Raw genomic sequence first — 26,220 nt, forward strand, 5'->3', positions numbered from 1 at the left:
GGGCCCCGGCCGCCGGGGCCCCGCGGGCGCGCCGCCTACGCGGCGGCCGCCGCCCGTGCCGCCTCGACCGCGCGACGGGTGTCGGCCTCGACGAGGTCGGCGTTGATCGCCGCGGCCGCGCGCACCCCGGCGGCCGCGGCGCCGATGACCTGCTCGACGGGGTTGGCGACGTTGCCGGCGACCCACACGCCGGGGACCGCCGTGGCGCCGACCGGGTCGGCGGGGATGCGGGTGCCGATGGCCAGGCCGCCCAGCTGCGTCTCCTCCGCGGCCAGGCCGAGGCCCTCCAGGAACGCCGAGTTGGCCACCAGGCGGGTCGTGACGGCCAGCGCGTCGCAGCCGACGCGCCGGCCGCCCGCCAGCTCGGCGGCGGCGAGCCGGCCGTCCTCGGTGACGAGCCGGGTGACCTCGCCGCCGACGACCGCGACACCGCGCGCGGCCAGCCGCTCGCGGGCGTCGCCGTCCGGCTCGGGACCGGTGTGCAGGAAGAGGGTGACGCGGTCCGTCCACTGCCGCCACAGCAGGGCCTGGTGCACCGCCAGGGGCGAGGTGCCGAGGATCCCGACGGCGCGGTCGCGCACCTCCCAGCCGTGGCAGTAGGGGCAGTGCAGCACGTCGCGGCCCCACAGCCCGGCCAGGCCCGGGACGGCGGGCAGCTCGTCGGTCAGCCCGGTGGTGACCAGCAGCCGGGCGGCGGTCAGCACGGTGCCGTCGTCGAGCGTGACGCGGAAGCCGCCGTCCCCGGTGGTCTCGGCGGCGGTGACGGTGCCCCGGCGGAAGTCGCCCCCGTACGCGCGGACCTCGGCGCGTCCGGCTGCCAGCAGCTCGGCGGGCGGGGTGCCCTCGCGGGCGAGGTAGGTGTGGACGCCGGACGCCGGAGCGTTGCGCGGGTGGCCGGCGTCGACCACCAGGACGGAGCGGCGGGCGCGTCCGAGCGTCGCGGCCGCGGCCAGGCCCGCGGCGCCTGCGCCGATGACCAGGACCTCGTGGCCCGGGGCGGTGGAGCGGTCGTGCGAATGGCTGTTCGTCATGTCGGGTGCCTCCTCGCCGCGATGGTCGGCGGACGGGGGACACGGCGGCAAACGCCGGTGCCGTTTCCGCAACGGGGGCGCCCGCAGGGGATTTTTTGCCTCTGGGGCAAACTTTTTGCCTCTGGGGCATGAGCTGCGGTTCCATGGACACATGGCAGCCACCGACCACCAGCCCCCCGCCCCGCCCGCGGCCGCACCCGGCGGCGACCTGGTGCTGGCCCCGCGGCTGCGGGACCTGCGGCAGGCGGCGGGCCTGACGCTGGAGGGCGCCGCCGCCCGCGCCGGACTGTCCGCCGCGCACCTGTCGCGGCTGGAGTCCGGTCTGCGCCAGCCGTCGCTCCCGGTGCTGCTCGGGCTCGCCCGGATGTACGGCACCACGGTCTCGGACCTGCTCGGCGAGACCGCGGGCGAACCCGACCCCATCGTACGCGGCGCGACCGCCGCCGCGGTGCCCGCCGGGGGCTGGACCTACTGGCGGGCGGGCGGCAACGGGCGGGCCATGCAGGCTCTGCGGCTGCACATCCCGGCCGGGGCGGGCGCGCAGCGCGCGCTGGTGCGCGTGCACCCCGGCGAGGAGTGGCTGTACGTCACCGGCGGCACGCTGGAGCTGACGCTCGGCGAGCGCGTCCACACCCTGGCGCCCGGCGACTCCGCGCACTTCGACTCGCTCGTGCCGCACCGCCTCGCGGCGGCCGGCGGCACGGGGGCGGACGTGCTGTTCGTCCACACGCTCATGCAGAGCGAGACGTCCGCGCTGTGCGTCGGCGCCCCGCCGTCCCGTACCCCCGCGGCACACCGCGGACCCGCCACCCACTGAGGCACATGACGCCGGGGGATCCCCGGCACCCTTGGAGGACAAGGACATGACCACCACCGACGGCACCGCCCACGACGCCGCCCCGCCCGCCCCCGCCGTCGTCCCCACCACCAACGGCACCGAACGCCGCAAGCAGCGCGGCGTCGTCCTGCGCGTGCTGGTCTACGTCGTCGTCGCCCACGGCCTCGCCGCGTACCTGTACTTCCTCTTCACCATCGCCGGCAAGAACTGACCCGGCCGCAGCCGGGTCCCCACGCGCCGCCCCGGAGCCGGTCCGCGGCAGCCCGACATGGTCGAATGGTCGCGGCAACGGCGCCGCCCGGCCGCGGGCGGCACACGGAAAGGGGATCCGATGGCACTGCCCGACGACACCTGGCGGTCCGACCTCCTGCCCGACCTGGAGGCGCTCTACGAGGACCTGCACCGCCACCCCGAGCTGTCGGGCCAGGAGCGCCGCACCGCCGCGAAGGCCGCGCGGGCGCTGGCGGCGGCGGGCTACGAGGTGACCGAAGGGGTCGGCGGCACGGGCGTGGTCGGCGTACTGCGCAACGGGCCCGGCCCGGTGGTGATGCTGCGGGCCGACATGGACGCGCTGCCGGTCCGCGAGAACACCGGCCTGCCCTACGCCTCCGAGGTCTTCGCGACCGGCCCGGACGGCGAGAGCGTCCCCGTCGCCCACGCCTGCGGCCACGACATGCACGTCGCGGCGCTGGCCGGGGCGGCGGCGCTGCTCGCGCGGCTGCGGGCGCGGTGGTCGGGCACCGTCCTCGCGGTCTTCCAGCCCGCCGAGGAGCTGATGTCCGGCGCCCGGGCGATGATCGAGGACGGGCTCCTCGACCGCTTCCCGAAGCCGTCGGTCGTGCTGGGCCAGCACGTCGGCCCCCTGCCGGCCGGTTTCCTGGCACACCGCGAGGGCCCGGTCATGGCGGGCGCCGACATCGCCGACGTGCGGCTCTTCGGCCGCGGCGGCCACGGCTCGCGCCCCGAGGCGACGGTGGACCCGGTGCTGATGGCCGCCTCGGTGGTGGTGCGGCTCCAGGGCGTCGTCGCCCGCGAGGTGCCGGCCGCCGAGACCGCGGTGGTCACCGTGGGCCGGCTCCAGGCGGGCACCAAGGAGAACGTCATCCCGGACACCGCGCAGCTGGGCATCAGCGTGCGCTCGTACACCCCTCAGGTCAGGCGCCTGGTCATCGACGCGGTCGAGCGGATCATCCGCGCCGAGGCCGCCGCCAGCGGTGCCCCGAAGCCGCCGGAGATCACCTGGGCCCCCGGCGCGCCGGTGCTCGTCAGCGACCCCGACGCGACACGCGCGGTGGGCGCCGACCTCGCCGCGCACTTCGGCGCCGACCGCATGCTGCCGCTGCCGCCCGTCGCGGCCAGCGAGGACGTCGGGCTCTACGGCGAGGCCGCGGGTGTCCCCACGGTCTTCTGGTTCTGGGGCGGCACGGACGCCGCGGCCACGACAGCGGCCTTCCAGGAGGGCCGGATGGACGAGCTGCCGAGCAACCACTCCCCCGAGTTCGCGCCGGTGGTCCAGCCGACACTCACCACGGGCGTGGAGGCGCTGACCGTGGCGGCCCTCGGCCGGCTGGGCGTGCGCACCGCGTCCTGACGGCGGCTCGGCGGGGGCTCCCGGCCCGGAACCGGGCCAGGTGTCGGCGAGCCGCGCCGGGCGCGCCGTCCGCGGGCGCCGGGCCGGCGTCCGCGCGCAGTCGCACGGCGTCCCGCCGTACGCCCGGCCTGCCGCCGGTCCCGCCCCGGCGGCAGGCCGGGCGCCGCCCGTCCCGGCGGGGCGGCGGCCCGCGGGGACGCCGGAGCCGGCTCACCCCGCGGCCCCCTCCCCGCCGTCCCCCCACAGCCCGGCGGTGCGCGCCCGGACCAGGGCGGCGACGCGGGCCACCACCTCACCGGCGGGAAGCGCGGCGAGCCGGCGCCCGTCGCGCAGCCGCAGCGCCGCGGTCCCGGCGGCGGCCTCGCGCGGGCCGAGCACGGCCTGCCACGGGGCCAGGCGCGCGGCGCGTACCCGGGCCGCGAGGGTGCCCTGGGCCGGGTGGGCGACCTCGGCGCGCAGGCCCTGCGCGAGGCACCGGTCGAGCAGCCGCCCGGCGTAGGGCACCTCGGCCGCGGTGAGCGGCAGCAGCACCAGCTGGACGGGGGCGAGCCAGCCGGGGAAGGCGCCGCCGTGGCGCTCGACGAGGTGCGCGACGGCGCGTTCGACGCTGCCGATCACGCTGCGGTGGACCATCACGGGACGGTGCCTCCCGCCGTCCGCGCCCACGTACTCCAGGCCGAAGCGCTCGGGCTGGTGGAAGTCGATCTGGACGGTGGACAGGGTGCTCTCGCGCCCCGCCGGGTCGGCGATCTGGACGTCGATCTTCGGCCCGTAGAACGCGGCCTCGCCCGCCGCCGCCTCGTACTCCAGCCCGGCGGCGTCGAGCGCGTCGACGAGCAGCGCCTCCGCCCGCCGCCACATCCCGGGGTCGCCGGCGTACCTGCCGCCCGGGCCGGCGAGCGACAGCCGGTGGCGCACCGGCTCGATGCCCAGCACCCGGTGGGCCCGGGCGATCATCAGCAGGGCGTCGCGGGCCTCGGCGGCGGCCTGGTCGAGGGTGCAGAAGATGTGCGCGTCGTTGAGGTGGATGGCCCGCACCCGGGTCAGGCCGCCGAGGACGCCGGAGAGCTCCGAGCGGTACATGCCGCCGAGTTCCGCGATCCGCAGCGGGAGTTCGCGGTGGCTGCGGGCGCGGTGGCGGTAGATCAGCGCGTGGTGCGGGCACAGGCTCGGGCGCAGCACCAGCTGCTCGCCGCCGACGTCCATGGGCGGGAACATGTCGTCGCTGTAGTGCGACCAGTGTCCGGACATCTCGTACAGCTCGCGCTTGCCGAGCACGGGCGAGTGCACGTGGCGGTAGCCGGCGCGGCGCTCCTCCTCGCGGACGTAGGACTCCAGCTCGTGCCGGACGGCGGCGCCCGCGGGCAGCCAGTAGGGCAGTCCGGCGCCGACGAGGGGGTCGGTGTCGAAGAGGCCGAGCTCTCGGCCGAGCTTACGGTGGTCGTGCATGGCGGGTCTCCCTCGCGGACGGCGAGGCGGGTGACCGCACGGCGAAGCCCCGGGGCACCCGCCCCGGGGCTTCGCTTGCGGACATCGGTCAGCGCGCCGGGACGTACTCCGGCGTCGTCGTGCGACCGTGGCTTCTCATACGGCGGACGCTAGCGCGTACGCGGCCGGCGCGGCACCCGGTTTTCCGGCGGCCCCGCCGCCGCCTCAGTCCTCCTCCGGGCTGTAGTAGCCGAGGGTGGCGTCGAACTGCGCCATCCAGGTCTCCAGCTCGGCGGCCCTGCGGGTGCCGACCGCGCAGGAGAAGACGGTGCCGTCGCGCAGCGACACACCCACCAGGAGGGTGTGGCCGCGCCCGGCGGCCCGCTCGCACCAGGCGAAGTCGACGGCGTGCCAGGGCACTTCGGTGACCTGGCCGTCGACGCCCAGCGACACGCCCGCCGGGTCCAGGACGACGGCGTTCCTGCGGTCCATGGCCAGGAACTCCGGCATCCCCGGCTGCCCCGCGCCCGTTCCCGGCGGGGGCACCGGCGCCCCCGGCCCGTAGGGCGAGGGCGGCAGCGCTCCCCCGCCGGGAACGGGCGCGTGCACCGGCCCGGCGGTGTACGGCGGCGGCGCGGCGGACACGGACCCGGCGCCGTAGGCCGAGGGCGGGTAGGCGGGCGGCGGCGGCAGGGGCGGGCGGGCGGTCCCGGGCAGCGGCGGCGGGGCGGGCTCCGGCGCGCCCTGCGGCGGGAGGCCCTGCGCGGCCTGCGGCCCGGGTGTGCGGTCCTCCCCCGCCTCCTGGACCCGAGGCCCGGGCGTGTCGCGTCCGCCCGCCGCCGGGCCGGACGGCACCGGCGTGTCGCGCGCCCGCGGGGGCGCGAGCGGGTAGGACGTCGGCGCGGCGGGGGCTGCGAGCGGGGCGTCCAGCGGGCTGAGCCGGTCCAGCAGCTCCCCGGTCGTGGGCCGCCACCGCGGGTCCTTCGCCAGGCACGCGGCGACCAGCGCGCGCAGCCCGTCCGGCACCGCGGACAGGTCGGGGTCGCCGTGCACGGAGCGGTAGATCTGCGCGACGGGGGTGCCGCCGCCGAAGGCGCTGCCGCCCGCGGCGGCGACCAGCACCGCGCCGAGCGCGAAGACGTCGGCGGCCGGGCCGACGTCGTGGCCCTCGGCCTGCTCGGGCGCGAGGAAGCCGGGCGTGCCGAACGCCGTGCCGGTGGTAGTGAGGCGTGCGTCGTCCATGGCGCGGGCGATGCCGAAGTCCAGCACGCGGGGCCCGTCCGCGGCCATGACGATGTTGCCGGGCTTCAGGTCCCGGTGCACCAGCCCGCAGCGGTGGACGGCCTGCAGCGCCTCGGCGAGCGCGGCGCCCAGCTCGCGCAGCCGCGCCTCGCCCATCGGCCCTTCGGCGGCGAGCAGCTGACCCAGCGTCGGGCCGGGCACGTACGCGGTGGCGAGCCACGGCTCGGCGGCCTCGGGGTCGGCGTCGACGACGGGCGCGGTGTGGAAGCCCCCGACGCTGCGGGCGGCGGCCACCTCGGCGCGGAAGCGGGCCCGGAAGGCGGGGTCCACGGCCAGTTCGGGCCGGACGAGTTTGACCGCCACCAGCCGCCCGCCGCGCGACCTCGCCAGCCACACCGTCCCCATGCCGCCCTCGCCGAGCCTGCGCACGACCGCGTATGTGCCGATCCGTTCCACGCACCCCTCCCACGTCGGCCCCAGACTACGGGCCGGCGCCCGGGCGTACGGCGTTCGCACTGTGGTGCGGCCGCGCGCGGGGCGGGATCATGCGGTTCTGCCGTGCCGCGTCCTGCCCCGCGCGCCCGGCCGGGACCGGTGCGCCCGGGCCGGCCCGCGTCCGCCCTCCGGGGCGGCCGCGGGCCGTCGCGGCCTCCGCCGGGGCGGAACGCCGACCAGAGAGGACCCAGTGTGAGTCAGCAAGGTCAACGAGTGGGCGTCGTGTCCGAAGCGCGCGACGGGGAGACACGGGTGGCGGCCACCGCGGTGACGGTCGCGCACCTGCGGGACCTCGGCTACGAGGTGGTGGTGGAGTCCGGCGCGGGTCTGGCCGCCAGCATCGGCGACGAGGCCTACCGCGAGGCCGGGGCCGCGATCGGGAGCCGTACGGAAGTGTGGGGCGCCGACGTCGTCCTGGCGGTGGACGCGCCGGCACGAGACGAGATCGCGCTGCTGCGGGAGGGCGCGGTGCTGGTCTCGCTGCTCGCCCCCGCGCAGCACCCGGAACTGCTGGAGGCGCTGGCGCGCGCCTCCGTGACGGCGCTCGCGATGGACGCGGTGCCGCGTATCTCCCGCGCCCAGTCGATGGACGTGCTCAGCTCCATGGCGAACATCGCGGGTTACCGCGCCGTGGTCGAGGCCGCTCACGCTTTCGGGCGGTTCTTCACCGGCCAGGTCACCGCCGCCGGCAAGGTGCCGCCCGCGAGGGTCCTGGTGGCCGGCGCCGGTGTGGCGGGGCTCGCGGCGATCGGCGCGGCGGGCAGTCTCGGCGCGGTGGTGACGGCCACCGACCCGCGCCCGGAGGTCGCCGACCAGGTCAGGTCGCTGGGCGGGGAGTACCTGGCGGTCGAGTCGGCGGAGGCCGAGGTCAGCGCGACCGGCTACGCCAAGGAGATGTCGGACGACTACAACGCCCGGGCCGCGGCCCTCTACGCACGCGCCCTGCCGGACACCGACGTCGTCATCACCACCGCGCTCATCCCGGGCCGCCCGGCCCCGCGGCTGATCACCGAGGAGATGGTGGCGGCCATGCGCCCCGGCAGCGTGATCGTGGACATGGCCGCGGCGCAGGGCGGCAACGTCGCGGGCTCGGTCGCCGGCGAGACGGTCGTCACCGCGAACCAAGTGACGATCATCGGCTTCACCGACCTGGCCGCGCGGCTGCCCGCGCAGGCCTCCCAGCTGTACGGCACCAACCTGGTCAACCTGCTCAAGCTGCTGACGCCCGGCAAGGACGGGCGGCTGGTGCTGGACTTCGACGACGTCGTGCAGCGCTCGGTCACCGTCACGCGCGACGGCAGGACGACGTGGCCGCCACCGCCCGTGCAGGTCTCCGCCGCACCGCAGCCCGCCGCCGCGGTGCCCCCCGCCGCCCCGCCGGCCCCGCCCGCGCGCAGCCGCGGCGCGGCGGCGGCCCGCCGCTACGCCGTGGTGGGCCTGGGGGCGGCGCTGCTGTTCCTGGCGACGGCTTTCGCCCCGCAGCAGCTGATCGGCAACCTCACGGTCTTCGTGCTGGCCGTCGTGATCGGCTACTACGTCATCGGGCACGTGCACCACGCGCTGCACACCCCGCTGATGTCGGTGACGAACGCGATCTCCGGGATCATCGTGGTCGGCGCGATGCTGCAGATCGGGCACGCGCACACCGCGGTCACCGTGCTCGCCTTCGCGGCGGTCCTGCTGGCGTCCGTCAACATCTTCGGCGGCTTCGCGGTGACGCGGCGCATGCTGTCGATGTTCGCGAAGGACTGACCGCCGTGACCGCATCGACCGCCGCACAGGCGGCCTACGTCGTGGCCGCGCTGCTCTTCATCCTGTCCCTGGCCGGGCTGTCCCGGCACGAGACGTCCCGCTCCGGCGTGGTCCACGGCATCGCCGGTATGACCATCGCACTGGCCGCCACCATCGGGCTGGCCTCGCGCAGCATCGCCGCCACCGGCATGGGGCTGCTGGTCCTGGCCATGGCCGCCGGCGCGGGCATCGGCCTGTGGCGGGCCCGCCGGGTCGAGATGACCGGCATGCCGGAACTCATCGCGATACTGCACAGCTTCGTCGGCCTCGCCGCCGTGCTGGTCGGCTGGAACGGCTACCTGGACGTCGAGGCCAAGGGCGCCGGGCAGCACGAGGTCGCCGCCGACCTGCTGCGCATCCACCACGCCGAGGTCTTCATCGGCGTCTTCATCGGCGCCGTGACCTTCACCGGCTCGATCGTCGCCTTCCTGAAGCTGTCGGCGCGCATCAGGTCGAGCCCGCTGATGCTGCCCGGCCGCAACCTGCTCAACCTCGGCGCGCTCGCCGCCTTCGCGGGCCTCACGGCGGCCTTCGTGATCTCGCCGGACGCGGGCCTGCTGGTCGCCGTGACGGCGGTGGCACTGGCGCTGGGCCTGCACCTGGTGGCCTCGATCGGCGGTGGAGACATGCCGGTCGTCGTGTCGATGCTCAACAGCTACTCGGGCTGGGCGGCGGCCGCGTCGGGCTTCCTGCTGGACAACAACCTGCTGATCGTGACGGGCGCGCTGGTCGGCTCGTCGGGTGCGTACCTGTCGTACATCATGTGCACGGCGATGAACCGCTCCTTCCTGTCAGTCATCGCGGGCGGTTTCGGAGTGGAGACCGGCCCCGCGGACACCACCGAGTACGGCGAGCACCGCGAGATCGACGCGGCCGGGACGGCGAGGCTGCTCAAGGACGCCCGGTCGGTCGTCATCACCCCCGGCTACGGCATGGCGGTGGCGCAGGCGCAGTACCCGGTGGCCGATCTGACGCGCAGGCTGCGGGAGATGGGCGTCGAGGTGCGGTTCGGCATCCACCCGGTGGCCGGCCGGCTGCCGGGGCACATGAACGTGCTGCTGGCCGAGGCGAAGGTGCCGTACGACATCGTGCTGGAGATGGACGAGATCAACGACGACCTGGCCGCGACCTCGGTGGTCCTGGTCATCGGCGCGAACGACACCGTCAACCCGGCCGCGGTCGACGACCCCGGCAGCCCCATCGCCGGCATGCCCGTGCTGCGGGTGTGGGAGGCGGAGAACGTCGTCGTCTTCAAGCGGTCGATGAACCCTGGCTACGCCGGCGTGCAGAACCCGCTGTTCTTCCGGGAGAACAGCCGGATGCTGTTCGGGGACGCGAAGGAGCGCGTCGCGGACATCCTGCGCGCGCTGTGAGCGTGCCGTCCGCGGGGTGCGGCGGGCCGGTGCCGGCCGCCGCACCCCGCGGGCCTGCCGCAGCGGGCCGGGGCCGCCGTGCAGCACCTCGACGGTGACCCGGGGGCGGCCGGACAGTGCGGGCGTCGGCGTCCGCAGCTCCGGCAGCCCGGCGGCGGGGGGGCGAGGCCCGGGCCGCCGCGGGGCAGCCGGCGGGCCGGGCCCGGAGCGTCAGGCCGAGGCCTCGGTCAGCGCCTCGACCTCCGCGTCGCTCAGCCGCAGCTCCGGGAAGGCGAGCAGCGGCGGGAGCTGGCCGGGAACGCGCGCGCTGGCGATGGGCGCGACGACGCCGGGCCGGGCGGCGAGCCAGGCGAGGGCGACGGAGGCCACGTGCGCCCCGTGTGCCGCGGCGGTGCGCTCCAGGGCGGCCAGCACCCGGTTGCCGCGCTCGCTCCCGACGTACTTCCCGACGCCGCCGGAGCGGGCGCTGTCCACGGCCTCGCCGGGGCGGTGCTTGCCGGTCAGGAAGCCCGCGGCGAGCGCGTAGTACGGCACGACCGCGAGGCCGTGGCGTACCGCGGTGTCCTGGAGGGGCCCCTCGTAGGTGTCGCGGGACATCAGGTTGTAGTGCGGCTGGAGGGCGACGTAGCGCGCCTTGCCCTCGCGTTCGGCGAACTCCAGCGACTCGGCGAGCCGCCCGGGGCTGATGTTGGACGCGGCGACGGCCCGGACCTTGCCGGCGCGCACCAGGTCGTCGAGGGCGGTGACGATGTCCTCGACCGGGACCTCGGGGTCGTCGAAGTGCGTGTAGTACAGGTCGATGCGGTCGGTGCCCAGGCGGCGCAGCGAGGCCTCCGCGGCGGCCTTGATGTTCTCCGGGCGCAGGCCCTGGAACTGCGGGTGCCGGCTCACCTTGGTCGCGACGACGACGCTGTCGCGGTTGCCGCGCGCCGCCAGCCACTCCCCGATGATGCGTTCCGACTCGCCGCCCTCGTTGCCGGGGATCCAGGCGGAGTACGCGTCGGCGGTGTCGACGAAGTTGCCGCCCGCCTCGGCGTAGGCGTCGAGGACGGCGAAGGAGGTCGCCTTGTCGGCGGACCAGCCGAAGACGTTCCCGCCGAGGCTGAGCGGGAAGATCTCGAGATCGGACGGCCCGAGCTTGTGGAGTGCAGTCATGCCCGTGTGCAGCACCGTGGCGGGTGCGGGTTATTCCGCCGCCCGCCCCGGGCGGCGTACCGGAGGGCCGGGTGCGGGCGGCCGCGTGGCGGTCAGCGGCTCGCCGCCCGGGCGGGGGTGAGGCGGACGAGGGTGTTGACGACGTGGTCGACGGCGTCGCGGGACGGGTCGTCGGTGAGGTTGGTGAGCAGCCGGGCCATGCCGTCGACCAGCACGGGGCGGTCGATGATGCGGGCGAGCAGCGGTTCAAAGCCGGAGCGGCTCAGCACGTACGTCGCCGCCGCGTTGCCGAGCCGGTAGTAGCGGCCCCAGCGGCGGTCGAGCACGGCCGGGTAGCTCTGCAGGACACGCTCGCGGCCCGGCCCCTCCGGGCGGGTCAGCGCGAGGGCGGCGACCTCGGCCGCGGCCTCGCCGGACTCCATGGCCTGGCAGATGCCCTCGCCGTTCCACGGGCTGATCGTGCCCGCGCTGTCGCCCACGAGCATCAGCCCGCGCCCGTACTGCGGGCGGCGGTTGAGGCCCATCGGCAGGGCGGCGCTGCGCAGCGGGCCGTCGGCGCCCGCCTCGTCCAGGCCCCATTCCGGCGGGGTCCGCCGCAGCCACGAGGCCAGCACGGCGCGCAGGTCGGGGGTGCGCCGGCCGCGGCGGCCCAGCACACCGACCCCGACGTTCACCCGCCCGTCGCCCAGCGGGAAGATCCAGCCGTAGCCGGGCAGCCACGCCTCGGTCTGCGGCAGCCGCAGATCCGCCCACAGCTCCAGGTACTCCTCACCGGAGCGGGCGGGGCTGCGGAAGTAGCGGCGTACGGCGGTGGCCATCGGCCGGCCCTTGTCGCGGTGCGCGCCCAGCGCGACGGCGAGCCGCGCCGAGGCGCCGTCGGCGGCGACGACCAGCGGTGCGCGGTGCTCGACCGGCTCGCCGTCCGGCCCGGCGGCGGCGCGGACGCCGACGACCCGGCCGGCGCGGTCGGTGAGCGGCCCGGTGACCTTGACACCTGTGTGCAGCCGGGCCCCGGCCGCCTGCGCGTGGCGGGCCAGGATCTCGTCGAAGTCGTGCCGGGTGCGGGTCAGTCCGAAGTCCGGGAAGCGCGCCAGGTTCGGCCAGTCGATGAGCACGTGGCGCTCACCGCAGACCCACCGCATGCCGCGCGAGCGGTGCCAGCCCTCCCCGGTGACGTCGACGCCCATGCGCACGAGCTGGTGCACGCCCCGGGGGGTCAGTCCGTCGCCGCACACCTTCTCGCGCGGGAACTCGTCCTTCTCCAGCATCAGGACGTCCACTCCGGCGCGTGCGAGGTGGAAGGCCGCGCTGGAGCCGGCCGGGCCCGCGCCCACCACGATGACCTGGGCGTCCTGCGCGCTCGGCCCCGTCCGGGCGTGGCGGTGCGGCCCGCGCGGGCCGCCGGGCCACTGCCCGCTGTCACCGGGCCCGCCGTCCACGCCGCTCACGCCGCTCGCGCCGGTGCCGCCGTTCTCACTGGTATCGCCGTTCTCGTCCTTCACATCACGTATGGCTACCCCCCGACTGGCCGCTCGATGCGGACCGTTACCGGCACGGGACCGAACGGCGTACGCGGCCGGGCACCTCCGGCGGCTGCTCCGTACGGGTGACCCGGGTACGCGGCGGTGTGTCAACTCGCCCGCGCCGACGCCCCGGTGGCCACGATGACACCATGATCACCAATGGTTCCTCCCCCGCCCGCCGGGCCCGGCGGCTGGCGGGCGCCGGCCTTGGGGCGCTCGCCGTGGTGTGCACGCTGGCGGCCCCGGCGCCCGCGGCGCCTCCGGCCGCGTCGCCGGGCACCACCGCCGCCCGGACGGTGACGCCCTCCGAGGCGCTCACCGACGCGTACCTGCGCTCCGTACGCGGCAACCCGGCGCGGCTGCGCGCGTTCTTCGTGGCCATGCCCAAGGGCGGCGACCTGCACAACCACCTCTCGGGTGCGGTCTCGACCGAGTACCTGGTCGAACGGGCCGCCGAGGACGGGCTGTGCGTCGACACGCAGACGATGACCGCGGTCGAGCCGCCCTGCGGGCCCGGCACCCGGCCCGCGGCGGACGCCCGCACCGACGCGGCCTTCGCCGCGGCGATCGTGCGTGCCTGGTCGATGCAGGACTTCCCACCGGACGGCAACGGCCACGACCACTTCTTCGACACCTTCGGCAAGTTCGGCGAGGTGACGTGGCGGCACCGCGGCGACATGCTCGCGGACGTCGCGGACACGGCCGCGGAGCAGAACCAGTTCTACCTGGAGACGATGGTCACCCCCGCCTCCGGCGAGGCGAGGAAACTCGCCGCCCAGGTGGGCTGGAACCCGGACCTCGCCGCGCTGCACGCCGCGCTCACCGCGGACGGCAGGCTCGACGCGGTCGTCGCCGCGGCCCGCAAGGAGGCCGACGACGCAGACGCCGAGTTCCGCGCCTCCGCGCACTGCGGAACCGCCGCGGCCCGGCCCGGGTGCGCGCTCACCGTGCGGTGGATCTCGCAGGTCTCCCGCGGCACCTCTCCCGAACGCGTCTTCACGCAGATGGACGTCGGCATGCGGCTGGCCGAGACCGACCCGCGGTTCGTCGCCGTCAACCTGGTGCAGCCCGAGGACGGCGAGATCGCGCTGCGCGACTACAGCCTCCAGATGCGCATGCTCCAGTACCTGCGCGGCGTCCACCCGCGGGCCCACGTGACGCTGCACGCCGGCGAGTTGTGGCCCGGCCTGGTCAAACCGGCCGACCTGGCCTTCCACATCGGGGAGGCCGTCGGTGTCGCGGGCGCCGAACGCATCGGCCACGGCGTGGACCTGGTGCACGAGGACGGCTGGCAGGCGAGCGCCCGGACGATGGCGGCCCGCCAGACCGCCGTCGAGGTGCCCTTCAGCAGCAACGCCCAGATCCTGGGCGTCAAGGGCGCGGAGCACCCCTTCGAGACCTACCGCGCCTACGGCGTACCCGTCGTCCTGGCGACCGACGACCCGGGCGTCTCACGGGTCGACATCAGCCACGAGTACCAGTACACGGCCGCGACCTACGGCCTGACGTACCCGGAGCTGAAGGACCTGGCCCGCGCCTCCCTCCAGTACGCCTTCCTGCCCGGCGCGCCGCTCTGGTCGGGCAACCCCACCGCGCTGGGCTACCGCCCGCAGCCGGCCTGCCGCGGCCAGCTCCCCGGCACCGGCCGCCCGGTCTCCGCGGCCTGCCGCCGCCTGCTCGCGGCCAGCCCGAAGGCCGCCCTCGAATGGCGCCAGGAGGCGGCGTTCGCGGCTTTCGAGTACCGCGTGCTCACCTCCCGCTGACGGCCCGTCCGTGCCGTCCGTCCCCTGCCGCGGCAGGGGACGGACGGCACCGCACGCGCCGGTGCCGCGTCACCGGCCGCCCAGCACCGCACCGATGACGTACCGGGCGTTGCGGGCCATCGCGGGGTTGGACGTGCGGTAGTACGGCAGGGCGACGAGCGCCTGCGAGAGGGCACGGGCGCGGCCGCGGGCCCAGGTCGCGTCGTCGACGTCCAGGGCGTCGCGGAAGACGTCGCGGGCGTCCGGCGGCAGCAGGTTCCACGCCGGGAGGAGGTCGCAGGCCGGGTCGCCGGCGCCGGCGCACCCGAAGTCGATGACCGCGGCCAGGCGGCCCTCCCGGACGAGCAGGTTGCCCGGCATCAGGTCGGCGTGCAGCCACACCGGGGGGCCGTCCCACGCCGGCGCGCGCAGCGCCTCCTCCCACACGGCGAGGGCCGCGTCGCAGTCGACGCCCTCCTCCGGGACGTCCCGCAGCCGCGCGAGCGCCTCCCGCGTGTCGGCGTCGAGCAGGTCGAGCGGTCCGCCGCGGTGGGCGCGCGGCGCGTCCGGCAGGGTGACGGCCCGCATGGCGGCGACGAAGCCCGCCAGGTCCGCGGCCAGCCCAGCCGGGTCGCCCGGCGCCCCTTCCTCGGGCGGCTCGCCCGGCAGCCACCGCAGCACGGACCAGGCCCACGGGTACCCCTCGCCCGGCTCCCCCTCCCCCACCACCTCGGGTACGGGCACGGGCAGCAACCGGGCCAGTCGCGGCAGCCACCGCCGTTCCCGCTCCACGTCCGCCGCCCCGCCGGGCAGCAGCGGAAGCCGTACGAGCAGATCGCCGCCGAGCCGGAACACCGCGTTCACCGTCCCGCCGGAGGCCAGGCGCCGTACCGGCAGCCCCGCCCAGCGCGGGAAGCGCGCGGCGACCAGCCGTGCCACCAGGTCCTCGTCGACGGGGAATTCGCCGCGGTGCATCAGTTCTCCTCCGCCGGCCCGCCCGGCACCGCGAGAGGGTAACCGCGGGCGTGCCGGGGTGCCCACCGAATAACGCGCCCGGTGCCACGGGCAGCGGGCGCCGGGCGTGACACCGGCGGGCGCGGTGTCCCGCCGGCCGGCCGGGTCCCGCCCCCGCAGCTGTCCGTCGGGTCGGCGGCCCCGGCCCGGTCGAGCAGGTCCGCGGGTCCGTGCAGTCCTTCGCGACGCTCGGGTCACCCGGCTCGGCGATGCCCGTGCTGCCGGTGCCGGGCCCTACCGGTCCATCGGGTCGTGGCTGTCCGGCCGGCCGAACCACCCGGCGCTGAGCCGGCGGTCTGCACAGGGCAGTGCGTGCCCGCTGCGGCTACGGCAACCGGGGACGCCGCCCGGCTGCCGCGCACCGCGAACCCCCTCACCGCAACCACGGCACCAGCACCGGCCTGGCGGCAGGCCCGCGCATGCGGACAGCCGGCAACCGCACAGACGGGCGCCTGCCCACCACAGGCACAGCAACCGGAGGCACCGCCCAGCTGCCGCGCACCGCGAACCCCCTCACCGCAACCACGGCACCGGCACCAGCAGGGCGGCAGGCGCGCGGATACGGAGGTGAGCCGGCAACCGCACAGAGCGGCGCCTGCCCGCCGCGGGCACGGCAACCGGAGACACCGCCCAGCTGCCGCGCACCGCGAACCCACTCACCGCAACCACGGCACCAGCACCGGCCTGGCGGCAGGCCCGCGGATACGGACGTGAGCCGCCGCGCCCGCCCCTACGCCCGCGCCGCCGGTGGAAGGTGTGCACGCGCCGGTGTACCCGGGCGGGGCGGGCGGCTGTCCTGCGCTCGCCTGGGTGGGAGCCCGGCGGGGCCCGGGGGGCCGTGGCCCGTGCCCGGGCCCTGCCCCCCGGCGGCACGCCCCGCCGCTGCGCGCCCTGGAGCGGCCCGGAACCCGGCCCGCCCGGCCGGCTCAGATCCAGGTGAGGGCGAGGAGGGCCGCGTCGTCGTGGGTGCAGCCGCCGGCGTAGTCGCGCGCGTCCTGCTGGAGCCAGTCGAGGAGCGGGGCCGGGTCGGTGGGGCCGGGGTGCGCGCGCAGGTGGGCGCCGAGGCGGCCGGCGAGCGGGTAGAAGTCGCCGGCGGTGTCGCGCGCCTCGGTGATCCCGTCGGTGTAGAGCAGGACGGTGTCGCCCCGTTGCAGGCGCACGGCGGCGGGAGCCGGTCCGGGACCGGCGGCGGACGGCAGGTCGCCCAGGCCGAGCGGCAGCCCCTCGGCCACCGGGAGGTCGCGCGCGTCCGCGCCGCGCAGCAGGAGCGGCGGCGGGTGGCCGCGGGACAGCGCGTGCAGTCGGCCGTCCGGGGCGATGTCGACCAGCAGCGCGGTGACGAAGCCCTCGGCGTCGGCCAGGTGGCGGCGCAGGCTGAGCTCCATCCGGTCGGCGAGGCCCTCGACGGTGGGGTGGTCGAAGGCGGTCTCGTGGAAGCAGCCGAGGACGGCCGCCCCGGTGGCCACGGCTTCGAGCCCCTTGCCGCGGACGTCGCCGATGAGCACGCGCAGGCCGAAACCGGTGTCCGCGACGCCGTAGACGTCACCGCCGATACGGGCGAACTGCGCGGCCGCCCGGTAGCTCGCGGCGATACGGAACGGGCCTGCGGCGGCGGGCGGCGGGCGCAGCAGCGCGCGCTGGACCGTCTCCGAGACGGAGGTGACCTCCCCCAGCTGCACCGCCGTCCGCCGCCGCCGCCCGACCACGAAGCACGCGATCGCCGCGACGGCGAGGGCCGCCGCGCTGGTCCCCGCCGCGGCGCCGAAGCGCCCGGGTTCCACGGGCAGGAAGGCCCACCGGGTGGCGGCCACCAGCAGGGCCGAGCCGATGATCAGCGGCGGCCCGAAGGCGAGCGCGACCAGGGCCGGGATCGCCACCAGGACGGACGGTACGTGCGAGGACCGCGAGGTGCCGAACTCCAGGCCGAGCACGAGGACGTACAGCAGCACCGCGGCAACCAGGACCACCACCCGGACGAACCACGGCGCGCCCGGCTCGTCCTCTGCGGTGCGTGTCGGCACCTGCGGCCCTCCTCCGTGTCATCCGCCCTTCCGGGGCGGGACGTCCGTGACCGATGGTGCCTCATGCGGACGCCGGGGCCCGGCGGGACGCTCCGGTCCCGCCGACATCGGCGGGCTCGCGCGTCCGGCCCCGCCGGGCCCCGCCGGGCCGCGCCGGGCCGCGCCGGGAACGGGCCGGGAACGGGCCGGGAACGGGCCGGGAACGGGCCGGGAACGGGCCGGGAACGGGCCGGGAACGGGCCGGGTGATCCTTCTGCGGCCCCTGCGCGCCGGTTTCCGGGACGCGGCTCGCGGCGGACACGGTCCTCGCCCCGGGGACCGCCCGGCGGCGCGGCCCGCGGCGGACACGCACGCGCCCGGCGCGCGGGAGCCGGGCGGCCGTGGGCCGCCGTCGTACAGGCCGGACGGGGGCCGCCGCCCGGGTGCCGCGCCTTCCCCCCGCGAGGGGATGCGGTACGGGCGGCTCGGACCCGGGCCGCCCGTACCGCGCCGTCAGGAGGCGTGCCGGTGGTAGGTCTTGCCGGCTATGCGCCAGCCGCCTCCGGTGCGGACGAGCAGGAAGACGTCGGTGAAGCGGTCCGGGCCGTGGACGAGGGTCATCCGGGCGGTGGCCGTGCTGCCGTGGACGTCGACGGCGTCGACCCGGCGGGTGCGGGACGCCTCGTCCGGGGCGGGGCTGCCGGGGAACAGGGCGCAGTAGTCGTCGAGCGTCCAGGAGACGAACGCTCCGTCGCGCATGCCCTCGACGCGGGCGGTGGACAGGAACGCGGTACGGAAGTGCGCGGGGTCGCCCGTCGCGTGACCGCGGGCGTAGGCGCGCAGGGGCACGAGGACGGCCTCGTCCGGAGCGGGGGCGGTGGCGGCGGCCGCGACGTCCGCGCCGGGGTCCGCGGGTACCGCGGCGAGCGCGGAGGCCTCGGGCAGCGGCAGGCCGGACGCGGCGGCCAGCAGGTCCATGTCCTTGGTCAGCGCGGCGAGGGTGAAATCGGCGGTGGCGGGAGCGGGCCCGCCGCCGAGGAAGGCCCTCTTGCGGGCGGTGAGGCCGCCGAGCTGCCCGCGTTCGAGGACGTCCAGCACCTGTTCGCGCGGCAGCCCGAGGGCGTCGGACTGCCGCAGGCACGTGCCGAGGGTGAGCACGGCGCCCGCGAGCGCGGCGTTGGCGACGAGCTTCAGTGCCGCGGCGGTACACGCGTCCGCGGCGTGGTGCACGGTCCCGAGCGCGTCCAGGACCGGGCGGGCCCGCGCCAGGGCGTCCTCCTCGCCGGCCGCGAGGATCCGCAGCGTGCCGGACGCCGCCGCCGGGACCGAGCCCAGGACGGGCGCGTGCACGTAGGACCGGCCCACCCGCCGGGCGAGGCCCGCGGCCTCGGCGGGCGCGACGGTGGCGGTGTTGAGGACCGGCGCGCCGGGCGGCAGTTCGCCGTGGAGGGCGTCGAGCACCTGGTGGCAGGCGGCGCCGTCGAAGAGGGCCAGCAGGACGAGATCGGCTCGCGCGACGGCGGCGGCCGGGCCGGAGGCGGATACGACGCCGGGAACGGGGCGGCCGGAGCGCGTCCAGCCGGTGACGGTGTGGCCCTCGGCGGCGAGCCGGGCGGCCATCGCGCCGCCCATACGTCCCAGGCCGAGGACGGCGACGGTGTGTGCTGTGGTCATGCCGCCCAGGCTCACCTGCCGCGAGCCATGCGACAAGTGATGATCACGCAGGGCTGCCCTGCGAGCGGCGCATGGCTCACCGGCATACTGGCGCCCATGGACCTGACCGTGTGGCGGACCTTCGTGACGGTGTGCCGGCTCGGCTCGCTGTCGGCGGCGGCCGCCGAGCTGCACCACACCCAGTCCGCGGTCTCGCGGCAGATCGCCGGGCTCGAACGGCAGCTCGGTGTGCCCCTGGTGGAGCGGCACGCCCGCGGGGTGCGCCCGACCGCGGCGGGCGAGGTCTTCCGGCGGCACGCCCTGGCCGCGCTCCACGAGGCCGACCGGGCGGTCCGGGCCGTACGCGAGCTGCGCGAGGGCGAGGCGGTCCGGCCGCTCGCGGTCGGCGCGACGCCCTCGCTCGCCGCGGGGATCGTCCCGCAGGCCGTGCGCGAGATGCTGGCGGAGGCCGGGCCCGTGCGGTGGAGCCTGCTGCCCGCGCTCAGCGCCGAGCTGCACGGCCGGGTGGCGGCCGGGGAGCTGGACGTCGCCGTGGTGACGGACGCGCCGCCGGGACTGCCGCCCGACCCGCGGGTGGAACAGCACCCGCTGGGGGCCGACGAGATGCTGGTCGTGCTGCCCGCCGGGCACCCGCTCGCGGCCGCCGGACCGCTGCGTATCGAGGAGCTGGCGGGCGAGACCTGGGCCGAGGACAACGACGGCTCGGCCGCGCTGCTGCACCGGCACGCCGCACGCGCCGGGGTCACCGCCCGGGTCGAGCTGACCGCCGCCGACCTGCCGGGCAAGCTCGCGCTGGTCGCCACCGGCCACGCGATCGCGCTGGTGCCCGGTGTGCTGGCGCCGGCGCTGCGGGCCGACGTGACCGCGGTGCCGCTCGTGGACGCCCCGTCCCGCGGCATCCACGCCCTGACCCCGCGCCGTGCCCCGCACCCGCGTACCGCGCCGCTGCTCGGCCGTCTCGCGGCGGGGGTCACGCGCGGCCGCGCCGGTGGGCCGCGACCCGCTCCCGGGTCGCGCAGCGCCGCGAGCAGTAGCGGCGCTCCAGACCCCGGCTCCCGCTGACGAAGACGTCGCGGCAGGCGGACGAGGCGCACACCGCACCGGGCGGCGCCTGCCGCTCCCAGAGCAGGAGGGTCAGCGCCATGCAGGACGAGGCGAGGAACCACTCGTCCCACGGCGCCTCGTCGTCACCGTCCAGATGCGGGTGCCAGGGCGACGCGCCGCCGTGCCCCGTCAGCCGCATCGGCCCGGTGTGCTCGCGCAGCAGCCGGTTGAGGACGGCCGCGGCGGCGTCGGTGCGCCCCGCGGCGAAGACCTCGCGGAGCAGCACGGCGGCCGCGCGCATCCCGGCGACGTCGGCCGCGGTGAGGGCGCCGGCCGGCTCCCCGTACGCGGTGAGCACCGCGGCCACCGCTGCGGTGTCGCCGGGGCCGGCGGGGCGTGAGGTGTCCAGGACGTTGACGAGGGCGGCGGCGCGGGCGGCCATCTCGTGGACGGAGTGCAGCACCCCGGCACCGTAACGCATATTGCGGCGTTGTGAGTTACGTCCGTAACGTCGGCCGGGTGGCAAAGCGTTACGGGCTGGGCACGTACCTCGCCGGGGCGGTCGCGGCACGTGCGGGCGACGAGATGTCGGGGCCCGCGCTGATGCTCGCCGGCTTCGCGCTCACCGGCTCCGCCGCCTCGGCGTCGGCCCTGCTGGCGGGGCTCACCGTCGCCGCGGCCGCGGGAGGCCCGGTGCTCGGGGCGCTGCTGGACCGCCGGGAGCGGCCCGGCCGGCTGCTGGCCGGGGCGCTCGCGGCGTACGCGGCGGGCCTCGCCGCGCTCCTCGCCGGCCTCGGCAGGCTGCCGTTCGCGCTGTGCGTGGCGCTCGCGGTGCTGACCGGCCTGGCCGGCCCCGCCGTGTCCGGCGGGTGGACGGCCCAGCTCCCGGACGCGGCACCGGGCCCGCGGCTCGCCCGCGCGAACGCCCTGGACGCGCTGACCTTCACCCTCGCGAGCCTCGGCGGCCCGGCCCTCGCGGGCGCCGTCACGCAGACCGCCGGCGCCCCGGCGGCGGTCGCCGCCTCGGCCGCACTGATCGCCGCGGCAGCCCCGGCGGCATGGGCGCTGCCGGGGCGGAGGGGGGCCGCCCCGGCGGGCCCGGCGGGGCCGCTGCGGCGTGAACTCCTCGACGGGGTACGGATCGTCGCCGGACGGGCGCGGCTGCGGCGGGCGACGTTCACCTCGATCGGCTGCTCCGCCGCGCAGGGCGCGCTCGCCGCGTGCCTTCCGCTGCTCGGGGAGCGGGAGTTCGGGGACGCGGGGCGCGGGGCGCTGCTGCTCTCCTGCGCGGCCTGCTCGTCGCTCGCGGCGGGGGCGGTCCTGGCGCGGTTCCCGCGGGCGGCCGCACCGGACACGGTGGTGTGGGCGGGCGCCCTGGTGCAGGCGGCCGCGCTGGCGGCGGCCGCCGGGGGCAGCCCCGGCCTGCTGGTCGCGGCGCTGCTGCTCGCCGGGGCCGGCGAGGGCCCGCAGCTCACGGCCCTCTTCGCGGTGCGGCACCGCGAGGCGCCCGAGGCGCTGCGGGCCCGCGTCTTCACCACCGGGGCGAGCCTGAAGGTCACCGGTTTTGCCCTGGGCGCGGCGGCCGCGGGACCGGTCGCGGCCCGCTCGGTGACCGCGGCCCTCACCGCCGCGGCGGGCGTCGCCGCTCTCTCGGCGGCGTACGGGGCCGTCCCGTGCCGGAAGCCGGGCCCCGCCCGCGCCGCGACCCGGGCCGGGGAGCGGCGCCGGGCCGGGGAGCGGCGCCGGGCCGGGGAGCGGCGCCGGGCCGGGGAGCGGCGCCGGGCCGGGGAGCGGCGCCGGGCCGGAAGGACCGAACGGACGGGGTCGCGTCGCTGAACCCGCGCCGTGCGAGGGCCGGCCGGGGACGGCCGCGGCGCGCGGTGCGGGCGGTGTCAGGCGGCCGGCCGCGCGATGTCCTGCTCGGTCCAGATGATCTTGCCGTCGGCGGTGTGCCGGGTACCCCAGCGGTCGGTGAGCTGGGCGACCAGCAGCAGCCCGCGGCCGCCCTCGTCCCACACGCGGGCGCGGCGCAGGTGGGGGGCGGCGCTGCTGCCGTCGAAGACCTCGCAGAAGAGTGACGCGTCGTCCCGGATGAGGCGCAGCCGGACCGGCTGGCGGCCGTGCCGGATGGCGTTGGTGACCAGCTCGCTGATGACGAGCTCCATGGTGAAGACGGCCTCGTCCAGCCCCCAGGCGTCGAGCTGCTCGACGGCGTTCTTGCGGACGAGGGCGACCTCCGCCGGGTCGTCGGAGACGTCCCAGGAGGCGACCCGGTCGGCGCTCAGCGCGCGGGTGCGGACGAGCAGCAGGGCGACGTCGTCGACGGGCGGGGTGGGCAGCAGGGTGCGCAGCAGCAGGTCGCAGGTCTCCTCCAGCGGGCGCCCGGCGGTCGCGAGCCGCTCGCGCATGGTCTCCATCGCCGAGCCCACGTCCGTCCCCGGCGCCTTGACCAGCCCGTCGGTGTAGAACGCGAGCAGGCTGCCCTCGGTGAGCCGCAGGTCCACGGCCTCGAAGGGGAGGCCGCCGATGCCCAGCGGCGGGCCGACGGGGAGGTCCGCGAAGACCGCCTCGCCCTCGGGGCTGACGACCGCGGGCGGCGGATGTCCGGCCGAGGCCGTCAAGCAGGTGCGCGACACGGGGTCGTAGACGGCGTAGAGGCACGTGGCGCTCATCTCGCCGAGGCCCTGCTGCTCGGGGTCGGCGCTGTCGGACACGGCCGCCTCGCGGCCGAGCCGGGTGATGACGTCGTCGAGCCGGGTGAGCACCTCGTCCGGCGGCAGGTCGATGTCGGCGAGGGTGCGGACGGCCGCGCGCAGCCGCCCCATCGCCGCCGCGGCGCGCAGCCCGTGGCCGACGACGTCCCCCACGACGAGCGCGACCCGCGCGCCGGACAGCGGGATCACGTCGTACCAGTCGCCGCCCGCACCGCTGCGCGATCCTGCGGGACGGTAGCGGGCGGCGGCCTCGACGGCGGCCGGCGCGGCCAGGGTGCCGGGCAGCAGGCTGCGCTGGAGCATGACGGCGGTGGCCCGCTCCCTGGTGTAGCGGCGGGCGTTGTCGACGCAGACCGCGGCGCGCCGGGCCAGCTCCTCGGCCACCCCGAGGTCGTCGGCCTCGTACGCGGCGAGGGTGCGGTGCCGGCAGAACATGGCGAGGCCCAGCGTGACGCCCCGCGCACGCAGCGGGACGACCAGCGCGCTGTGGATCCCGTACTCGCGGACGGCGGTCTGGCGTTCGGGCGAGGCCGACCACCAGCCGAGCGTGGGCTCGTTGACCTGCTGCAGGAAGCCGTGCCCGGTCGCGAGGGTGCGGCCGGCGGGCGAGTCGGCGGGGTAGGTGTGCTTGTCGCCGAGGGCGACGACGGCCTCGGGGCAGCCGTCGAGGACGGAGCGCTGGGCGGTGCGCCGCAGCACCACGCCGCCGGCCGGTGCCGGGTCGAGCACGTCCTCCTCGCCGCTGAGCAGCTCCTCCAGCAGGTCGACGGTCACGTAGTCGGCGAATTCCCCGGTGCTCATCAGGGCCAGCTCGTCGGCGGTGTGGAAGACGTCGAGGGTGTTGCCGATCCGCAGCGAGGCCTCGTAGACCATCGCGAGCCGCCGCCGGCTGCCGTGGTCCTGCTCGGCCGGTACGTCCCGGGCGTGCGCGAGCTGGGCGGCGGCGTCCTGCGGGAGGATGCGGACGGCCCAGCAGCGGCCGGGCGGGCCGGCGGCCCCGGCGCCGCGGGCGGTCGCGCCTCCGGCCGTGCCCGCGCCGGGCTCGCCGGCCCCCGCCGTCGCCAGCGGCTCGGCGCACCACAGCGCGTCGAGCGGCTCGCCGCCGCGCTCGTGTACGGGGGCGAAGACCGTCCAGCCGGTGTCCGCGCCCCACGGCAGCAGGTCGGCCCGCACGCCCAGCAGCTCCTGGACCGGGCGGCCGACCGCCTCGGCGGGGGCGAATCCCAGCAGGTCCTGTGCGTCGCCGCCCCACGCGGTGACCCGGCCCTGTCCGTCGACGGTGCACGAGGCCGAGCCGCCGGGGGGCGCGGGCGTGCCGGAACGCGCCTCGGGATCCCGGAGCCGGGTTCGTGAGGCGTGCGGACGCGGTCCGGCGGCGCGCCGCCCGCGGTCACCGCCCAGCGCCGGTCCCGGGGGGCGTGTCCGTACCCTGCGGGCCTTCCACGGCCGGGGGTTCCTCCGCGGAGCCGACCGCCGGGCCCGCGGCCGGTTCGACGCGCGGGAGCGGGGCGTCCGGGTCCGGCGGCCGGCCGCTCTCCTCGGCGACGAACCGGCCGACGGCCCTGGCGCTGTCCAGGAGCTGCGCGGGGAAGACGACCGTGCTGTTCTTCTCGGCCGCGATCTCGGCCAGCACCTGGAGGTTGCGCAGCTGGAGCGCCACGGGGTGGTCGGCGATGACGTCGGCGGCCTCGGCCAGCCGGCCGGCGCTCAGCGCCTCGCCCTCGGCGGCGATGATCTTCGCGCGCTTCTCCCGCTCGGCCTCCGCCTGGCGGGCCATCGCGCGCTGCATGGTGACCGGCAGCTCGATGTCCTTGAGCTCGACGAGGAAGACCTGCACGCCCCACTGCTCGGTGATGCTGTCGAGGATCTCCCTGATGGCGAGGTTGAGGGTCTGGGTGTCGGTGAGCACCTGGTCCAGCATCGAGCGCCCGACGATGTTGCGGACCGTGGTCTGCGCGATCTGGCCGACCGCCTTGGCGACGTCCTCGATCTCCACGATCGCCTTCACGGCGTCGACCCGGCGGAAGTACGCGACCGCCGCGACGCCGATCGACACGTTGTCCTGGGTGATGACCTGCTGTGACGGCACGGGCATGGTGACCGTCCGCAGACTGACCTTCCACATGCGGTCGGAGAACGGAATCATGAAGTGGAAACCCGGCTTGCGTACTCCGCGCAGCCGCCCGAGCCGGAAAACCACTCCCCGCTCGTACTGGCGAACGATGGCGATCCCGAGGTTCGGCATGGCGCAGCCTCCCGCTGTCGGCTCCCTTCCAGCATCCCTCTCATCGGCCCGCGACGCCCTGCGGGGATCACGTGAACATGTGAACGTGAACGTGTGACAGCGCGCCGCGGAGGGCCGGAGACTACGGGCCGCCCGGCGGGCTCCGCGGCGGATCCGCCGCCTCCACCTGGACCACCAGGGCAGCGATGTCGTCGTCGAGGCCGTCGCCGAAGCCGACGAGCCGGTCGTGCAGCTGGTCGAGCAGGCGGCGCGGCGGCGCCGGGTCCGTGCTGCCGAGCCAGGCCAGCAGCGGGAAGAAGCGGCCCTCGCTGTCACGGGTCTCGGTGACGCCGTCGGTGTAGAGCAGGAGCTGGTCGCCGGGGACCAGCGGGACGGTGTCGACGGCGTAGTCGGCGCCGAGCAGTCCCGCCATGTTCAGCGGCGGGGACGCGGCGGCCGGCTCCAGGGCGCGCACGTCCCGGCCGCGGATCAGGACCGGCGGCGGGTGGCCGCAGTTGAGCACCGTCGCGTCGCCGCCGCCGTGCGGGATCTGGGCGAGCACCGCGGTCGCGAAACGCTCGGCGGACTCGTCGGACGGGAAGGACGCGCCGTAGCGGACCATGCTGGCGTCCAGCCGCCGGGCCAGCGCCGCGAGGTCCGGCTCGTCGTGGGCGGCCTCCCGGAAGGAGTTGACCACGGCGCCGGCCACCCCCACCGCGGACAGGCCCTTGCCGCGCACGTCGCCGATGAGCAGCCGTACGCCGAACGGGGTGTCCGTCACCTCGTACAGGTCGCCGCCGATCCTGGCCTCGGCCGCGGCGGCCAGGTAGAGGGTCTGGACGGACATGCCGCCGACGCGCGGCGGCACCGGCCGCAGCACGACCGACTGGGCCGCCTCGGCGACCGACCGGACCTGGAGGAGGGCGCGCTCGCGCTCCAGACGGACGTGGCAGGCGTAGCCCGCGGCCGCGGTGACGGCGGTGATGGCGGCGCCGGTGAAGAAGACGGCAGGCTGATGGGAGGTCAGCTCGACGACGACCACCACGACGAGCGCGAACACGCCGAGCGCGACGGTCGCGGCCACCGACCAGCTGGAAGCGGCGAGCGCGGGCGCGGCGGGCAGCATCCGGCTGATGGCGACGTCACGCGGCGTCACGACGGCCGCCACACCGATGGCGAGGGCCAGCAGGATCGGCGCCACCAGGGCGCGGCCGGACCGGCCGGGGGCCGCGCGGCGGGGGCCGGACCGCTGGGTCGTCGTCACATCTGTGAGCGTAATGGGGCGAAGGGGATTTTTCCGCCCTGCCCGGCGGCCGCGCAGGGCGCGTGACCGGCACCTTC

The 26,220-nt window shown here is 77.0% G+C and carries 20 protein-coding genes; 8 read left to right on the top strand and 12 right to left on the bottom strand.

What is annotated here, in order from left to right; all coding sequences use genetic code 11:
• Positions 1-35: 35 nt before the first annotated feature.
• Positions 36-1,031, bottom strand: coding sequence for an NAD(P)/FAD-dependent oxidoreductase (locus ACH4SE_RS29780; protein WP_398546613.1), 996 nt, complete (start codon positions 1,029-1,031; stop codon positions 36-38).
• Positions 1,032-1,182: 151 nt separating this feature from the next.
• Between ACH4SE_RS29780 and ACH4SE_RS29785 the strand changes: the two genes are divergently transcribed.
• From ACH4SE_RS29785 to ACH4SE_RS29795, 3 genes are all read left to right on the top strand, one after another.
• A complete protein-coding gene (locus ACH4SE_RS29785; RefSeq protein ID WP_398546614.1) occupies positions 1,183-1,848 on the top strand; it encodes a helix-turn-helix domain-containing protein in 666 nt (221 codons plus the stop codon).
• A gap of 46 nt (positions 1,849-1,894) precedes the next feature.
• Complete coding sequence (locus ACH4SE_RS29790; protein ID WP_398546615.1) at positions 1,895-2,080, top strand: DUF6126 family protein; 186 nt, start codon at positions 1,895-1,897, stop codon at positions 2,078-2,080.
• A 120-nt stretch (positions 2,081-2,200) separates the two neighbouring features.
• On the top strand, positions 2,201-3,460 hold the full coding sequence (locus ACH4SE_RS29795) for an amidohydrolase (RefSeq protein ID WP_398546616.1): 1,260 nt from the start codon (positions 2,201-2,203) through the stop codon (positions 3,458-3,460).
• Between the two features lie 210 nt (positions 3,461-3,670).
• Here ACH4SE_RS29795 and thrS read toward each other — a convergent pair whose 3' ends face one another.
• Positions 3,671-4,909, bottom strand: coding sequence for a threonine--tRNA ligase (gene thrS / locus ACH4SE_RS29800; protein ID WP_398546617.1), 1,239 nt, complete (start codon positions 4,907-4,909; stop codon positions 3,671-3,673).
• 204 nt (positions 4,910-5,113) lie between these two features.
• The gene (locus ACH4SE_RS29805) at positions 5,114-6,586 is read right to left on the bottom strand and encodes a serine/threonine-protein kinase (RefSeq protein WP_398546618.1); all 1,473 of its coding nucleotides are present in this window, start codon (positions 6,584-6,586) and stop codon (positions 5,114-5,116) included.
• Positions 6,587-6,847: 261 nt separating this feature from the next.
• On the opposite strand from ACH4SE_RS29805, the gene ACH4SE_RS29810 reads away from it, so the two are divergent.
• Together ACH4SE_RS29810 and pntB are read left to right on the top strand one after the other, a co-directional pair.
• Positions 6,848-8,377, top strand: coding sequence for a Re/Si-specific NAD(P)(+) transhydrogenase subunit alpha (locus ACH4SE_RS29810; RefSeq protein ID WP_398546619.1), 1,530 nt, complete (start codon positions 6,848-6,850; stop codon positions 8,375-8,377).
• 5 nt (positions 8,378-8,382) lie between these two features.
• The gene (gene pntB, locus ACH4SE_RS29815) at positions 8,383-9,789 is read left to right on the top strand and encodes a Re/Si-specific NAD(P)(+) transhydrogenase subunit beta (protein WP_398546620.1); all 1,407 of its coding nucleotides are present in this window, start codon (positions 8,383-8,385) and stop codon (positions 9,787-9,789) included.
• A gap of 210 nt (positions 9,790-9,999) precedes the next feature.
• Here the strand turns inward: pntB and ACH4SE_RS29820 are convergent, their stop codons facing one another.
• Both ACH4SE_RS29820 and ACH4SE_RS29825 read right to left on the bottom strand, forming a co-directional pair.
• A complete protein-coding gene (locus ACH4SE_RS29820) occupies positions 10,000-10,944 on the bottom strand; it encodes an aldo/keto reductase (RefSeq protein ID WP_398546621.1) in 945 nt (314 codons plus the stop codon).
• A 92-nt stretch (positions 10,945-11,036) separates the two neighbouring features.
• Complete coding sequence (locus tag ACH4SE_RS29825; RefSeq protein ID WP_398546670.1) at positions 11,037-12,284, bottom strand: geranylgeranyl reductase family protein; 1,248 nt, start codon at positions 12,282-12,284, stop codon at positions 11,037-11,039.
• A 332-nt stretch (positions 12,285-12,616) separates the two neighbouring features.
• Between ACH4SE_RS29825 and ACH4SE_RS29830 the strand changes: the two genes are divergently transcribed.
• On the top strand, positions 12,617-14,230 hold the full coding sequence (locus tag ACH4SE_RS29830; RefSeq protein ID WP_398546622.1) for an adenosine deaminase: 1,614 nt from the start codon (positions 12,617-12,619) through the stop codon (positions 14,228-14,230).
• Positions 14,231-14,299: 69 nt separating this feature from the next.
• On the opposite strand, the gene ACH4SE_RS29835 is transcribed toward ACH4SE_RS29830, so the two are convergent.
• The 3 genes from ACH4SE_RS29835 to ACH4SE_RS29845 all read right to left on the bottom strand — a co-directional run bounded on the left by ACH4SE_RS29835 (position 14,300) and on the right by ACH4SE_RS29845 (position 18,897).
• Positions 14,300-15,184 carry an aminoglycoside phosphotransferase family protein gene (locus tag ACH4SE_RS29835; protein ID WP_398546623.1) on the bottom strand — a complete coding sequence of 295 codons (885 nt, stop codon included), beginning with the start codon at positions 15,182-15,184 and terminating at the stop codon, positions 14,300-14,302.
• A gap of 965 nt (positions 15,185-16,149) precedes the next feature.
• Positions 16,150-17,244: a PP2C family protein-serine/threonine phosphatase gene (locus ACH4SE_RS29840; RefSeq protein ID WP_398546624.1), complete on the bottom strand. Its 1,095-nt coding sequence runs from the start codon at positions 17,242-17,244 to the stop codon at positions 16,150-16,152.
• Between the two features lie 492 nt (positions 17,245-17,736).
• A complete protein-coding gene (locus ACH4SE_RS29845) occupies positions 17,737-18,897 on the bottom strand; it encodes a nuclear transport factor 2 family protein (RefSeq protein ID WP_398546625.1) in 1,161 nt (386 codons plus the stop codon).
• Positions 18,898-18,993: 96 nt separating this feature from the next.
• Here ACH4SE_RS29845 and ACH4SE_RS29850 point away from each other — a divergent pair, with 96 nt between their 5' ends.
• Positions 18,994-19,959, top strand: a complete 966-nt coding sequence (locus tag ACH4SE_RS29850; RefSeq protein ID WP_398546626.1) for a LysR family transcriptional regulator — start codon at positions 18,994-18,996, stop codon at positions 19,957-19,959.
• Here ACH4SE_RS29850 and ACH4SE_RS29855 read toward each other — a convergent pair.
• Positions 19,868-20,383 carry a CGNR zinc finger domain-containing protein gene (locus tag ACH4SE_RS29855; protein WP_398546671.1) on the bottom strand — a complete coding sequence of 172 codons (516 nt, stop codon included), beginning with the start codon at positions 20,381-20,383 and terminating at the stop codon, positions 19,868-19,870. The genes ACH4SE_RS29850 and ACH4SE_RS29855 overlap by 92 nt on opposite strands.
• 77 nt (positions 20,384-20,460) lie before the next feature.
• Here ACH4SE_RS29855 and ACH4SE_RS29860 point away from each other — a divergent pair, with 77 nt between their 5' ends.
• Positions 20,461-21,777: an MFS transporter gene (locus tag ACH4SE_RS29860; protein ID WP_398546627.1), complete on the top strand. Its 1,317-nt coding sequence runs from the start codon at positions 20,461-20,463 to the stop codon at positions 21,775-21,777.
• A 56-nt stretch (positions 21,778-21,833) separates the two neighbouring features.
• Here the strand turns inward: ACH4SE_RS29860 and ACH4SE_RS29865 are convergent, their stop codons facing one another.
• From ACH4SE_RS29865 to ACH4SE_RS29875, 3 genes are all read right to left on the bottom strand, one after another.
• Entirely contained in the window at positions 21,834-23,828 is a 1,995-nt protein-coding gene (locus tag ACH4SE_RS29865) for a SpoIIE family protein phosphatase (RefSeq protein ID WP_398546628.1), read from the bottom strand.
• A gap of 217 nt (positions 23,829-24,045) precedes the next feature.
• Positions 24,046-24,900 (bottom strand): slipin family protein, encoded by an 855-nt coding sequence (locus tag ACH4SE_RS29870; RefSeq protein WP_398546629.1) that lies wholly within the window; start codon positions 24,898-24,900, stop codon positions 24,046-24,048.
• A gap of 121 nt (positions 24,901-25,021) precedes the next feature.
• Positions 25,022-26,143, bottom strand: coding sequence for a PP2C family protein-serine/threonine phosphatase (locus ACH4SE_RS29875; RefSeq protein WP_398546630.1), 1,122 nt, complete (start codon positions 26,141-26,143; stop codon positions 25,022-25,024).
• Positions 26,144-26,220 lie beyond the last annotated feature (77 nt).

The organism is Streptomyces sp. NPDC020983, from assembly GCF_044333485.1.
Taxonomy (GTDB): Bacteria; Actinomycetota; Actinomycetes; order Streptomycetales; family Streptomycetaceae; genus Actinacidiphila.